The sequence below is a fragment of the Paraburkholderia sp. SUR17 genome, from assembly GCF_029536165.1.
Lineage (GTDB): Bacteria > Pseudomonadota > Gammaproteobacteria > Burkholderiales > Burkholderiaceae > Paraburkholderia > Paraburkholderia kururiensis.
In genome coordinates this window covers 1,863,988-1,876,343 of the sequence record NZ_CP120509.1, presented here as the reverse complement: position 1 = coordinate 1,876,343, position 12,356 = coordinate 1,863,988, and the positions used below count along the sequence as shown (strand labels likewise).

The window sequence follows — 12,356 nt, the reverse complement described above, 5'->3', positions numbered from 1 at the left end:
ATGGCGCCGGAAATCATGGGGGAGCCACTACCGTTGATGCCGACGGCAATATCAGCCTGCGGTTCAGTGACGTTTGGAATGCACGGCGAGCAACTGCCGGTGGCGTGTTTCGGTTTCGTCATCGGCGGGGAACATGCATTCCAGGCGTAGCTCCTGTGCCGCAACGTTCTGCGGGGCGCCAACGGTGGTGACCATCGAGAAGTATCGAAGCACGACTCCCTCGCTCATGAAGCCAATCGGAATAATGGGCATCGTAGGTGGGGTGTACGGCCCACGATGCGTCTTCCAGTCGCGCGGCACGTCTGGATAGGCAAGCAGTTCGTCGAGCAGACGCCTGGTGCCGGCATCGACCATGTGGCCGACCGATTCCCTATGCACGCGTTGCAGCAAGCTTCGCGAGACGGTCTCCCAATCGGCCACGAATGGACGCATCCCCTGCGGATCGAAGATCAGATGCAGCATGTTGCGCGGGCCTTCGCGTGAGGCCATGTCGATGAAACAGTCGAAGAAGCGCGGCGCCGCGCTGTTGGTCATCAGAACGTTCCAGTGGCGATCCATCACGATCGCGGGAAAGGGCTCATGCTGACGAACGACCCGTTCCAGCGCGCGGATGACGCTATGCATCTCCTGTGCGTCCCATGGCGCCTCTGAATACACGGGCGCATAGCCAGCAGCGAGCAACAGGGCATTGCGCTCGCGCAGCGGCACATCGAGCGTCTGTGCAAGAGTCAGCAGCGTGTCCCGACCCGGCACGCTGCGCCCGCTTTCGATGAAACTGATCTGACGCTGCGAGACGCCTGCCTCGAGCGACAGATCGAGTTGACTCATGCCACGCACGTCGCGCCAATACCGCAGCAGGTCGCCGAGATCACCCGGCAGCGCTTTCGCATCGGGACGGGTGGCGCTCATCAGACTCCTCCCAATTGACATGGATGATCAAGGATGGCTCAGGGTACAGGCGCATGCCAGGCGAACGCCTCGAACTGCGCTTCGAGCGGAGGGTGCGTTACGCTGCTCGTGTAGTTCGTGATTGTCGATGCGGCCACCACCGCAATGACCTCGAGTATCTGCTCGAGGCTGAACCCTGCTTCCAGAAAGTGTCGCTGGTCAGATTCGGCCAGGTGGCCGCGTTTTTCTATCAGCGTGCGCGCGAGGGTCGATAGCGCGGCCAGTCCAGCGTCGGCCGGCAAGGCACCGTGCCGGATCGCATCGATATCGGCGCGGTGTACGTCCTGCTTCAACGCGAGCGCCGTGTGAAACGCGACCGGCCATGCGCTGGCGTTCGCGACGGCATTGGTGAGCAACACTGTCTGAATCTGCGGCTCGGTCAGGCTGCTTGCATGGACGCGCTGGAACAGGCCCATGAAGCCGTTGATCAGCACCGGCGACCCGGCCATCGTGGCCGCGATGTTCGGGATCAGCCCGAACGCCTCCTGCAATTGCTGGAGCACGGGCCTCGATTGTGGGGGAGCGGTTTCGATCGTGTAAGCGGTGTAGCTGGACATGGTATTTCCTCGGCGATGAGCGCTACCGGAATGGAGGCGCGACAGCCGAAGAGTAGAAGCGGTCGTTCATTGCGCCAATTACATCCGATGTAATCAACGCGGCGAAGCATGGCATGCGGCGTATGGAATTGTCGTGCGTTCGTGGCCAGGCTGAACGACGGCTGTCGAAAGCAGAACTGATGTCGAAGCTTGTTGGTCGCCACACGACGCCGCGCGCATTGGCTCGACAGCACATCGGGCAAGAACCATCCGCGAAGTTCACCCCGCCGTCCCCACCCGGCAGGCGTGGTCCAGCAATCCCTCCGCCGTCCCCGTCCCATCGTCGCCATCCAGACTGCTGTTCACCACAATCCATCCATCGCCGGCATCCGCCCCCGCGCCGGTCACGAGAATCGTCTGCGTGTCCATGGCCTGCCCATCCGGCAGGCTGCGCGCCACGATGCGGAAGGGATTGCTCGCGTCTTTCAGGCTCGTCACGCGCATGACGCGGTAGCGGTTGCCGTCCAGCGTCATTTCGCGCCACGTGTTGGGCGAATCGGTTCGATGGGGCGCAAGCGCGCTCGTCACGTCGGGCCGCAGGCAATCGATGTGGATATGCAACTGGTTTTGCGAGCGCCGATGCGCCGAGTTGATCTCGAGCCCGATCTGATCCGCGGCGAGCGTGCGCTTCACGCGCGTTTCGACGTAGTGCCGCGAGGTCCATGCGTCGGCCCAGTACTCGGGCGAGCCGGCGTAGAGAATCTCGGGGCTTTCGATGCCCGCAACGCGATCGGTCGGAATCAGCAGATATTGCGCAGCGCCATTGATGTCCTTGAGCAGCGCGTAATGCGCCTGCAAATCCACCTTCGTGCACGGTCCCGGCGGCCGCGACGCCTGCGCGGCCGGCACGCACTGGCCGCCTACGATCTTCCACAACGCGTTCGAATCGACGGCGGCCAGGTGCGTGCACGCCGTGCTCGCCAGCACGGCAAGGCACGCGGTCAGCGCAGTGAATGCGATGGAAAGGGCGCGCGGCATCTGTGTGCGCGGCACGTATTGGGCGAGGCGCACGCCGCTCATAGCACGGGCGCGGGCAGTGGGCCGAGAATCTCTTCGAACGCCATGCCGATGGCGAGCAGCCGGCGGTCGCTGCCGAGTGGTCCGTCCAGTTCCAGTCCCACCGGCAGTTTCGCGGACGTGAGGCCGGCCGGCAGCGAGAGGCCGGGCACGCCGGCGTTGCTTGCGGGGTCGGTATTGCGCAGATAGGCGTTCATCTCGTTGACGGGCGGGCCGCCGTCGATGGAGACGCTCGACGAGCCGTTCACTTCGTCGAGCGGCACGGCGGCGAGCATCGTGGTGGGAAAGAGCAGGGCATCGAGCCGGTGAGTCGCGAAGGTCTCGGCATAGTGCTGCTGGAGCTTCGGCCGCCACACGGTGATCGCCTCGTGGTACGCGTCGCGCCAGCCGCCGTCGAGTATCGCGTCGTAGGCGCGGCGCACGTCGGGGCTCGCGATACTCGCGGCAAGCGCGGCCACGGTCTTCACCGGCGCGCGGTTCGCGACGAGCCAGTCGTGCACGTCCTCGCCCGCTTCGTGGATCGCGACGGGGCCGCCCGTGCGTTCGTCGAGCATGAGCAGGTCCGCCATGGCCACTTCCACGAACGTCACGCCGGCCGCTTCGAGCTGCTTGAGCGCGTCGCGTGCCGTTGTCTCCAGCGCGCGTTCGAGGCCCTCCCACAGCGGCGCAGGCAGGCCGATTCTGAGCGTCGCGAGCGATACGTCGGGCAGCGTGGCGTCGCCCGTGATGACGCCGTCGAGCAGCGCGATGTCGGCGACGGTGCGCGCCATCGGGCCTACGGTGTCGCGTGTGTGCGAAATGGGCACCACGGCCTGCGGATCGTGATAGCGGCGCGCCGCGCCGCCGTCGCCCACCGAGGGCCTGAAGCCCGCAATGCCGGTCAGCGCGGCCGGAATGCGCGTCGAGCCGCCGGTATCGCTGCCGAGGCCGGCCGGCACGATGCGCGCCGCGATGGCGGCGGCCGTGCCGCCCGACGAGCCGCCGGGGATCAGCCCCGGGTCGTAAGGGTTGCGCACGGGGCCCGCGTGCGTGCTCAGATTGGTGCTCGTAATGCCGAGCGCGAGTTCGTGCATGTTGGCCTTGCCGAGCAGGATGGCGCCTGCTTCGAACAGACGCTTCGCCGACGGCGCGTCGTCAGCGGCCCTGAAGCCGGCGAGCGCAGGCGTGCCGGCCGTCGTGCGGAGCCGCCGCGTATTGATGTTGTCCTTGATGACGACGGGCAAGCCCGCGAGCGGCAGCAAGGCGCGCGCCTCGGGCGTCATGGAGTCGATGCGGCGGGCGTCGGCCAGTGCGCCTTCCACGTCGAGTTCGGTCAGTGCGTTGAGATTCGCGAGCGCCTGCGCTCTGGCGAGCAGTGTCGCGACGTAATCGGTGGCCTTCAGATGGCCTGCCTGGATGGCTTGCACGGCCTGCACCGCGGTCAAGGCGAGTTGTGTGTCGACGCTCCACGTCATGCGCAAGGCTCCTCACCCAGGTTTGTCATCGTTTCAGAAAACGCAGCGCGAAGCGCGCGACGGCGGGCATCACCGAAGGACGCACCAGCCTTGCGTCGTAGCCGCTCATGCGCCGCTCGTTTTCTTCGAGGCACATGTCGAGGAGCGCTTTCGGCGTCAGCGTTGCGTTGAGCGTGCCGCGATTGGCGGCAAGAAAGTTGGAGTCGTGCACGCCGCCGTCTGCGTCGATGCCGCGGGCAATGGCGAGCCGTTCGCGCACGAGCGCAATCCAGATTGCCGCCACGCGCAGCGCGTGCCACGGACGCTGCCACCACGGCAGATTGCGCCGGTACCAGGTCACCCAGTTCACGAAGAAGAGAATGTGGCGTGCTTCTTCCTGGATCACGGGCTCGAAGGTTTCGACGAGCGGCTCGGGAAAGTAACCCGATTCCCGCGCGGCGCGAAAGAGCCCGAAGGCGAAGAAGCTGTCGATGCACTCGCTGTAGCCCGTGAGCATCCAGGCCCATTCGGCGTCGCGCGGCTCGATGTAGTCGGGCTCCGGCGCAAGCGCAATGCCGTAGGCCTGCACGAGCTTCGAGAGCACGCCCTTGTGGCGCGCTTCCTCGGCGGCGTCGAGCGCGAGCGCTTCGGCAAGGAGCGGCTCGCGGATGCTCGCGGCGTAGGTCCTCACGCGCACCGAGGCGCGGCCTTCGGTCTGCACGGCCATGTCCCAGATGGGCAGCGACGTGAGGCGCGCGAGCGCGTCGGGCGCGAGCGGCGGCCAGTCGATGACGGCGGGCTTGTAGGGGTGGTGGGTGTCGAGCAGCATCCGGCAGAACATGCGCCGGTGTTCATCGGAGCCGATGCGCACGGGACCGGGCGTGTCGAACGTCCAGCGGCGGAACGCCGTATCGGCGTCGGCGTGGTCTTCTGCAACATGCGACAGGGTATCGGACATGGAGCGCGAGAGCAGGCGGCGAGGATGCCGCCTATTCTGTCACACCCCTCGCAGCGGCGCCGTGACGGCGGCAATGCGCGGCGCGCTGGGCCGGTTACTGTCCGCGTTTGCGGTTGTCGATCCACAGGCGGCCCCAGCGGGACGCATAGGCGAGGGCATGTTCCTCGTCGAAGAAGTAGTCGAGGGCATCGAACGAACGCGCGTCGCTTTCGTTGGCGGCAGCGGTCTCCGTGGCCACCCGTTCGATGGCGACGCGCTCGATGGTGAGGCCGGCGGCGAAGAGGCCGTTCGGCAGACGCTGGGCGACTGGCGTGACCGCGTAGCCCTTGTATTGGATGGCCCGGTTCATGGTGCTCGCGTGCAGGGTTGCTTCATTGGATGACTGAAGAGCAGCCTACGGCACGCAACGCGGCGGCGGAACCAATCTTTCTTCGCAAGCAAATCGATGGCGGTGTGGAACGCTCATGAGGGACGAGAGAGACGAGGATGAGCGCCTCGCCTGCATGCGCGAGCTTCCATGGCCGAGCGCGAAGGCCCGGCCCGTCGCCCTCGGCACGTCATCAACCGGCAAGGCTCAGCAGCCGCGCACTGCGATGCGCCGCCGATGCGACTGCCTCATCCTCTTCTTCGGCGCGCCCCGCGTTGAACGCGATGGCGAATTGCGCGGCCTGTTTGCCCACCGTCGCCAGTTGATCGACCACCTTCGGGTCCGAACACGTGTGCGGCGTCTCGAAGCGCGTCTCGAGCGTGTTGATGCCGGCGCCGAACGGCGTAGGCCAGCCGCGCAGCGCATGGACGATGGCGCGCAGCGAGGTCAGCACCGAACCGGCGGCCTGCCAGCCATAGGTGGTCACGATGCAGCCGACGGCGCGTCCGTCGAGATAGGGACGCTCGTCGTTGCGCAGTTCTTCGAGCGTATCCAGCGCGTTTTTCACGAGGCCCGAGACGCCGCCGTGATAGCCGGGCGTGGCGATGACGAGCGCGTCGGCGGCGCGTACGGCTTCGATCAGTTCGCGCTGCTCCTGCGTGCGTTCGGGGTTTTCAGGCGCGTAGTGCGGCAACCGATGCAGAAACTCGCCGCCGAAGCGTTGTGTGCGCGCGCCGGCGCTTTCGGCGCCGCGCAACGCAAAGTCGAGCGCGCGCTCCGTGGACGACGCGGCGCGCGTCGTACCGCCAATGCCCACGATGAGCGGCCGGCGGGAAGAATCGAAAAGGGTCAACGCAATGCTCCTTCGTTAGCGGAAGCCGGCGCGCTCGCGGCGCGGGGAACGCGCGACGGCAACGGACCGGACAGGGGAAGCACGAAGCCGAAATCAAGGCAGGCTGTAAGCCTGAACCGCCATCTTAGTGACCGGGGGTAGCCGCGCGAACCGACTTTTCGTGCTAACGATATGAGGCGACGAGGGTATTGCAGCGCGGGGAGAGGAAGATGAGAGATCGCGCGCGAGCGCCGCGATAAGCATATGCGAAAGCATTCGTTGTGGAGGCGGGCGACGACTGGCTACGATGAAGCCGTCTCCTCTTTTGATGACACTCCTTGACATGGGACTGGGCTCCGGCCACCGGAAGGTGCCGGAGTTTTTTTTGTGTGGTCAGCGTGCAGCCGCAGCGCTATGTGGGCGCGGCGCTACGTAGACGCGGCGCCATTGCGTCTTCAAACCTGCATGATGTTTCCGTCCGGGCCGATCTTGCGCGGAATGTCGTGATCGAGATCGAGTGGCCGTTTCGTGCGGCCGGCGCCTGCCCCAGCCCCAGCGCCGGTTCCATTGCCCGCAGCGCTGCCCGAGCCGGCCGCAGCCGGATCTGCGACTTTGCGCGCCGTGGTGTGGTCGCCGTTTTGTGCCCGCTTCTGGCGCGACCCCTTGCGCGCGCCGGCCGCCGGCTTGTGCAGGCGCTGCCGCGCTTCGGGCGGGTTCCACACCTCGACGTAGTGCTCGCCGGCCAGCGCCGGCAAGCTGAAGTCGAACAGCAGGGCGCACAGCACCGCACCCGTCAGAATGAATCGCACGTCGTTTCTCCGTATCGCCGTAGCGCCCGTTGTTTCGCACTTCATGGGCGGCGGCAGTGCGCGCCGGTTCCCACACACGAACCGTCGCAGCCTGGGCAGTAATACCGGTCGCGCACCGCGGCGTCCACCACCCACGACTGCGTAGACGCCGGCGCCCGCGTGCCGACTGTCCGACCGTTCTCCGCCGCGAAAAAAGCCGGCTCGCCAGCCTTGCCGCGATGGATGGCTTCTTCGATCACCGCGTCGCCGAATGCCTGCCGCAACTGCGCGACGAACGCCGCCACCTCCGGCATGGGGTGCGTGATGGGGTGCGTGTGGGCCGCTGTGCCGGGCGGCACGCGCTGCGCTTCGTTACCCGCAGCGTCGCGTGTGCCCTGCGCCGCGTTGCCGTTGCGCATAGCGTGAACCCCTGTTTCCATGGCACCCATGGCACTCCGTTCCGGCAGGAATTTTCTCTGAAAAATACTCGCGCGATGTGAACCGGCGGCGCGCAGCATACTGTACATTTATACAGGATTTCCCATAAACCGCAAGCTGGAAGTTCCAGCAGGTGAGGCCGCCCATGCAGATCACGGTGACGATTCCGCCCGACCGGCTCGACCCGGAAGGCGCGCAGGAACTGGCCCGCATTCTCGGCTGCGACGCTGCCGCGTTGCCCGGCGTGCTGGGCCGGCATGCCGAGGCGGCGCTGAGCGAATACCTTTCCATGTACCGCGGGCAGAAGGTGCTCAAGCGCGGCAGCGACATGCTCGAATACCGGCTGTACCTGCTGATCTCGATTGCGCTTGCGGGCCGCATTCCCGACGAGCAGTTCGTCTCCGCGCTGTTCCAGACCACGTCGGCGGAAAGCCGGCGGCTGATCCGCTCGGTGCTCTCGAAATATCAGTATCAGTTGCAGGAAGGGCTGCGGGCCACCATGGCGGCGTCCATGACGAATCTCGCCTACGACCGCGAGGGCGGCGTCTACACCATGGTGCTCAACAACACGAACATCGTGGACGAGCTGAACAAGCTGCTCGCCGCCGCCGACGGCACGCTCACGCCGGTCACGCGCCGGCGCGGCAGCGTGTCGACCTACGACATCCGGCCGTCGAGCTACGAGCAATTGTGCAAGCTGCTCGGAGTGCCGCCGCAGACCGATCATCTCGGCGATGGATGAAGCCAGCCGGGCAACTGGAACGCTTGAGCGCTGAAACTCCAAAGCACCAACCGCAGCCCAAAGGAGGCCCGCCCGCATGACCGACCTGCTTGCCGCCGCGTCGCTCCTGACCGCGGCCGTCACCGTGCTGTATGGCTTGTGGTATCCCGAGATCGCCCACGCGCTGGAAATGCCCGTGCCGGCGCGCGCCGCCGACGCCGGGCCGCGGCGGCATCAGGTGAGGATGGTGCTGCGCGCCCGCGTCGTGCCGCTCGCGGTGCTCTCGGTGTGCGTGGCGCTGGTGTTTGTGCCGGATGCGCTCGGCATCGTGCGCGAGGCTGTTTCGCTCGTTTCGCACGAGCCGCTGGCTGCGCTGCACTACGATTCGCGCAAGACCGCCGTGTGTCTGATCGTGGTGTTTTCGCTCGGTCTTGCGCTGCACATCGTGTTGCTGGCGTGGCGTACGTGGCGGCTGTTGCTGAGGCTCACGCCGTCGTGAACGGCACGCGGCGTTCAACCCGCCGCGCTCAACTCGCGACGCTTATCGCGTCACCCTTATCGCGTCACCCGTGCCGCGTCGCATTCATCCCGCCAGCTCCCCCGTTCCGCCCTGGGTAGCCAGCGCGCCACCGTCGGGCTCCGTGCGCCGCTTGCGGCCGGCCTTCGCGCCCGCACCGGCGCCTGTGCCGTCGGACTTGCGGCGCGTTGCCTGCCGTTCGATCACGCGTTGCAGCAGGCAGAACGCGCAGAGCAGGGCGCCGATCACGATGCGCGTCCACCACGAGCTGAGCGTGCCGTCGAAGGTGATGAGCGTCTGGATGGTGCCCAAAATGCCCACGCCGAACACCGAGCCGATCACGTAGCCCACGCCGCCCGTCAAGAGCGTGCCGCCGATCACCGTGGCCGCAATCGCATCCAGTTCCATGCCTTGGCCCTGCAAGCCGTAGCCGGAGAGCACGTAGAGCGTGAACACGAGCCCGCCCAGCGCGGAGCAAAAACCGCTGAACGCGTAGACGAGCACCTTCGTGCGCGCCACGGGTAGACCCATCAGCAGCGCTGAGCGCTCGTTGCCGCCCACAGCGTAGACGTTGCGTCCGAAGCGCGTGTAGTGCGCGATATAGATGGCGACGAAGAGCGTGACGATGGCCACCAGCGCGCCCGCGTTCAGCGACCCGCTGCCCGCGCGCACGCTGAAGCCGGCAATCGCGTGAAAGGCGGGGTCGTTGATCGTGATGGACTGCGTCGTGATGAGAAAGCACGTGCCGCGCGCGAGGAACATGCCCGCCAGCGTCACGATGAACGGTTGCAGCTTGAGGAAGTGGATCAGCGCGCCCATCGCGGCGCCGTAGAGCGCGCCGAACGCGAGCACCACCACCACGATGGCCCACACGGGCCAATGCAGCCGCTCGGAGCCCACCGCGCACAGAATCGTGGTGAGGGCGAGCACGGCGCCCACCGAAAGGTCGATGCCGCCCGAGACGATCACGAACGTCATGCCGATCGCGATGATGAGCAAAAACGAGTTGTCCACGAGCAGGCCGAGCAGCACCTGCAGCGAGAAGAAGCCCGTGTACATCACCGAGCCAAAGCCGAACAGCGCGGCGAACAGCATGACGGTGACGGCGATGGGCAGCGTGCGCGGGTCGATCAGCGGACGCAGCCAGCGCTCGCGCAGCGGGCGGCGCGGTCCGGAATTGAGGGCGCTCATTCGGATGCCTCGACGATAGGCCGGGTCCGCGCGGCAGGCAGGACACGTTGGAGATGGCGCGCGAGCAGCGCGCGGATGGTGGCCGACTGGATCACGCTCACCACGAGCACGACGGCAGCCTTCACGACGAGCGTCGCTTCGGGCGGCACGCCGATGGAGTAGGTGGTGTACGTGAGCGTCTGGATGATGAGCGCGCCCAGCACGGTACCCGCCAGGCTGAAGCGCCCGCCTGCGAGCGACGTGCCGCCCAGCGTGACGGCGAGAATCGCGTCGAGTTCGAGCAGCAGACCCGCATTGTTGCCGTCGGCGCTGCGCACGTTGGAACTGGCGAGAATGCCCGCGACCGCGGCAGCCACGCCGCAGAACACATAGACGCCGAACACGATGGACGCCGAACGCAGGCCCGCAAGACGCGTGGCAACCGGATTGATACCGATGGCGCGAATGAAGAGCCCAAGCGCCGTGCGGTTCACGAGCAGCGCCGTCGCGACGATGGCCGCCAGTGCGATCCACACCGAACACGGCACGCTCACGAGGTAGCCGTCGCCAAGCACGAGATAGCCGGGCGCGCCGATCGGAATGATCTGGCCGCCTGTGAGCAATTGCGCGATGCCGCGGCCCGCCACCATCAGGATCAGCGTGGCGATGATGGGCTGCATGCCCACGAACGCGACCAGCAGCCCGTTCCACACGCCGGCCGCGATGCCGGTGCCCAGCGCCGCGGCGAGCGCGAGCCCGACTTGCGATGGGTCGTCCGCGAGCACCGTTGCCGCTGCGGCGCCCGCAATCGCCACCACCGCGCCCACCGAAATGTCGATGCCGCGCGTGGCGATCACGAGCGTCATGCCGAGCGATACGATCACGAGCGGCGCCGCGCGGTTCAGGATGTCGATGGGCGCGCCGAACAGGTGACCGTCCAGCATACGGATGGAAAGAAACGCGCTGTTGTGCGCGAGATCGAGCAGCGTGAGCAGCACGAGCGTGACCACCGGCCACACGAGCGGATGCGCGAGCGCCGTTCTGACGAGTTTCATCGTTCGCCTCCCGCAATGAGCCGGTAGACGTGGTCTTCGGAGGCCGCCTCGGACGTCACTTCGGCGACCTTGCGGCGGTCGCGTAGCACGGCAATGCGGTCGCTCACGCGCACCACCTCGCTCACTTCCGACGAGATGAACAGAATGGCGAGCCCCTTCGCGCAGAACGACAGCACGCGGTCCATGATTTCGAATTTCGCGGCCACGTCGATGCCGCGCGTGGGTTCGTCGAGAATCAGCATTTTCGGTTCGGTGGCGAGCCAGCGCGCGAGCAGCGCCTTTTGCTGATTGCCGCCCGAGAGCAGGCCGATGGGCTGTTCGGCATCGCGCGCCTTGATGCCCAGCAGCTTGATGTAGCTGTCCGCCATCTCGCGCTGCTTCGCGCGGCCAATGGCGCGCCACCAGCCGCGCCGCGCCTGGAGCGCGAGCACGATGTTTTCGCGCAGCGGCAGGTCGGCGATGATGCCTTCCTTCTTGCGGTCTTCCGGGCAATAGCCGATGCCGTGGCGCACCGCGTCGTGCGGCGAGCGCAGCTTCACGCGTCGTCCGCCGATGCTCACTTCGCCGCCGTCGGCCTTTTCCGCGCCGAAGAGGAGCCGCGCCGTTTCGGTGCGGCCCGAACCGAGCAGCCCCGCGAGCCCGACAATCTGGCCTTGCGCGATGTCGAGATCCACGGGGTTCATGAGTCCGCGGCGCGAGACGCCGCGCATTTCCACGAAGGGCCGCGCGTCGCCCGTGGGCGCCGCCTTTCGCTCTGCGACGTCGCGTTCCAGCCGCTCGCTCATGCCTTCATGCCCCACCATCTTCGCGACGAGCTGCGTCATGGGCAGGTCTTTCGCGAGGTATTCGCCTTCGCGTTCGCCGTTGCGCATCACGGTGATGCGGTCCGACACCGCGTAGGTTTGTTCGAGAAAGTGCGTGACGAACAGGATCGCGATGCCCGACTCGCGCAGCTTGCGCAGCACCGCGAAAAGACGCGCCACCTCGCTGTCGTCCAGACTCGAGGTGGGCTCGTCGAGAATCAGCACGCGCGCATCCACGGACACAGCGCGCGCGATGGCCACCATCTGCTGCACGGCGACGGGATACGCGTCCAGCGAACGCGTGACGTCGAGCGTCACGTTGAGCGCCGCCAGTGCGTCGGCGGCACGCGCGTTGATGGTCTTCCAGTCGATCGCGCCGCGCCGTTTCGGCTGGCGGCCGGCAAACACGTTCTCCGCCACAGAAAGGTTGGGGCACAGGTTGATTTCCTGGTAGAGCGTGCGAACGCCGGCCGCTTCCGCTTCGAGCGGCGTCGCGAAACTCACGGGCTTGCCGTCCAGCCGGATCTCGCCGGCGTCGTGTGCATGCACGCCGGTGAGCACGTTGATGAGCGTCGACTTGCCGGCGCCGTTCTGCCCCATCAACGTGTGGATCTCGCCGGGAAAGAGCCGGAAGTCGACCTGGTTGAGCGCCCGCACGCCCGGAAAGGACTTGCTGACGCCCGTCGTCTCGAGTATCGCGTTAGCCGCCATAG

At 66.6% G+C, this 12,356-nt stretch carries 14 protein-coding genes; 2 read left to right on the top strand and 12 right to left on the bottom strand.

The genetic code is table 11. The annotated features are described in order from the left end of the window. Positions 1–63: 63 nt before the first annotated feature. From P2869_RS25715 to P2869_RS25675, 9 genes are all read right to left on the bottom strand, one after another. The gene (locus P2869_RS25715) at positions 64–909 is read right to left on the bottom strand and encodes a helix-turn-helix transcriptional regulator (protein WP_277598349.1); all 846 of its coding nucleotides are present in this window, start codon (positions 907–909) and stop codon (positions 64–66) included. Between the two features lie 38 nt (positions 910–947). After that, a complete protein-coding gene (locus tag P2869_RS25710) occupies positions 948–1,505 on the bottom strand; it encodes a carboxymuconolactone decarboxylase family protein (RefSeq protein WP_277598348.1) in 558 nt (185 codons plus the stop codon). Positions 1,506–1,763: 258 nt separating this feature from the next. Next, the gene (locus P2869_RS25705; protein ID WP_277598347.1) at positions 1,764–2,564 is read right to left on the bottom strand and encodes a CDP-diacylglycerol diphosphatase; all 801 of its coding nucleotides are present in this window, start codon (positions 2,562–2,564) and stop codon (positions 1,764–1,766) included. Continuing rightward, positions 2,561–4,015 (bottom strand): indoleacetamide hydrolase, encoded by a 1,455-nt coding sequence (gene iaaH, locus P2869_RS25700; RefSeq protein ID WP_277598346.1) that lies wholly within the window; start codon positions 4,013–4,015, stop codon positions 2,561–2,563. Before iaaH ends, P2869_RS25705 begins: the two co-directional genes overlap by 4 nt. 25 nt (positions 4,016–4,040) lie before the next feature. Beyond that, positions 4,041–4,952: a ferritin-like domain-containing protein gene (locus P2869_RS25695; RefSeq protein WP_277598345.1), complete on the bottom strand. Its 912-nt coding sequence runs from the start codon at positions 4,950–4,952 to the stop codon at positions 4,041–4,043. A 94-nt stretch (positions 4,953–5,046) separates the two neighbouring features. After that, positions 5,047–5,301 (bottom strand): transcriptional regulator, encoded by a 255-nt coding sequence (locus tag P2869_RS25690; protein WP_277598344.1) that lies wholly within the window; start codon positions 5,299–5,301, stop codon positions 5,047–5,049. A gap of 211 nt (positions 5,302–5,512) precedes the next feature. Next, entirely contained in the window at positions 5,513–6,172 is a 660-nt protein-coding gene (locus P2869_RS25685) for an NAD(P)H-dependent oxidoreductase (protein ID WP_277598343.1), read from the bottom strand. A 434-nt stretch (positions 6,173–6,606) separates the two neighbouring features. Then, on the bottom strand, positions 6,607–6,960 hold the full coding sequence (locus P2869_RS25680) for a hypothetical protein (protein WP_017775522.1): 354 nt from the start codon (positions 6,958–6,960) through the stop codon (positions 6,607–6,609). Between the two features lie 41 nt (positions 6,961–7,001). After that, positions 7,002–7,253, bottom strand: a complete 252-nt coding sequence (locus P2869_RS25675) for a hypothetical protein (RefSeq protein WP_051062039.1) — start codon at positions 7,251–7,253, stop codon at positions 7,002–7,004. A 269-nt stretch (positions 7,254–7,522) separates the two neighbouring features. Between P2869_RS25675 and P2869_RS25670 the strand changes: the two genes are divergently transcribed. Together P2869_RS25670 and P2869_RS25665 are read left to right on the top strand one after the other, a co-directional pair. After that, positions 7,523–8,119, top strand: coding sequence for a hypothetical protein (locus P2869_RS25670; RefSeq protein WP_017775524.1), 597 nt, complete (start codon positions 7,523–7,525; stop codon positions 8,117–8,119). 76 nt (positions 8,120–8,195) lie between these two features. Continuing rightward, complete coding sequence (locus P2869_RS25665) at positions 8,196–8,597, top strand: hypothetical protein (protein WP_277598342.1); 402 nt, start codon at positions 8,196–8,198, stop codon at positions 8,595–8,597. Positions 8,598–8,681: 84 nt separating this feature from the next. Here P2869_RS25665 and yjfF read toward each other — a convergent pair whose 3' ends face one another. Genes yjfF through P2869_RS25650 form a run of 3 tightly spaced genes read right to left on the bottom strand, consistent with a single transcriptional unit; the run spans position 8,682 to position 12,354 of the window. Beyond that, positions 8,682–9,806: a galactofuranose ABC transporter, permease protein YjfF gene (yjfF, locus tag P2869_RS25660; RefSeq protein WP_126877227.1), complete on the bottom strand. Its 1,125-nt coding sequence runs from the start codon at positions 9,804–9,806 to the stop codon at positions 8,682–8,684. Further along, positions 9,803–10,840: an ABC transporter permease gene (locus tag P2869_RS25655; RefSeq protein ID WP_277598341.1), complete on the bottom strand. Its 1,038-nt coding sequence runs from the start codon at positions 10,838–10,840 to the stop codon at positions 9,803–9,805. The genes yjfF and P2869_RS25655 overlap by 4 nt, the downstream gene beginning before the upstream one ends. Beyond that, positions 10,837–12,354: a sugar ABC transporter ATP-binding protein gene (locus P2869_RS25650; RefSeq protein WP_017775528.1), complete on the bottom strand. Its 1,518-nt coding sequence runs from the start codon at positions 12,352–12,354 to the stop codon at positions 10,837–10,839. Before P2869_RS25650 ends, P2869_RS25655 begins: the two co-directional genes overlap by 4 nt. Positions 12,355–12,356 lie beyond the last annotated feature (2 nt).

Coding starts and splice junctions, on each gene's coding strand:
- P2869_RS25675 (WP_051062039.1), bottom strand. CDS start 7,253: ATGCCGGAGGTGGCGGCGTTCGTCGCGCAGTTGCGGCAGGCATTCGGC.
- P2869_RS25670 (WP_017775524.1), top strand. CDS start 7,523: ATGCAGATCACGGTGACGATTCCGCCCGACCGGCTCGACCCGGAAGGC.
- P2869_RS25665 (WP_277598342.1), top strand. CDS start 8,196: ATGACCGACCTGCTTGCCGCCGCGTCGCTCCTGACCGCGGCCGTCACC.
- P2869_RS25655 (WP_277598341.1), bottom strand. CDS start 10,840: ATGAAACTCGTCAGAACGGCGCTCGCGCATCCGCTCGTGTGGCCGGTG.
- P2869_RS25710 (WP_277598348.1), bottom strand. CDS start 1,505: ATGTCCAGCTACACCGCTTACACGATCGAAACCGCTCCCCCACAATCG.
- P2869_RS25695 (WP_277598345.1), bottom strand. CDS start 4,952: ATGTCCGATACCCTGTCGCATGTTGCAGAAGACCACGCCGACGCCGAT.
- P2869_RS25650 (WP_017775528.1), bottom strand. CDS start 12,354: ATGGCGGCTAACGCGATACTCGAGACGACGGGCGTCAGCAAGTCCTTT.
- P2869_RS25705 (WP_277598347.1), bottom strand. CDS start 2,564: ATGAGCGGCGTGCGCCTCGCCCAATACGTGCCGCGCACACAGATGCCG.
- P2869_RS25690 (WP_277598344.1), bottom strand. CDS start 5,301: ATGAACCGGGCCATCCAATACAAGGGCTACGCGGTCACGCCAGTCGCC.
- yjfF (WP_126877227.1), bottom strand. CDS start 9,806: ATGAGCGCCCTCAATTCCGGACCGCGCCGCCCGCTGCGCGAGCGCTGG.
- iaaH (WP_277598346.1), bottom strand. CDS start 4,015: ATGACGTGGAGCGTCGACACACAACTCGCCTTGACCGCGGTGCAGGCC.
- P2869_RS25715 (WP_277598349.1), bottom strand. CDS start 909: ATGAGCGCCACCCGTCCCGATGCGAAAGCGCTGCCGGGTGATCTCGGC.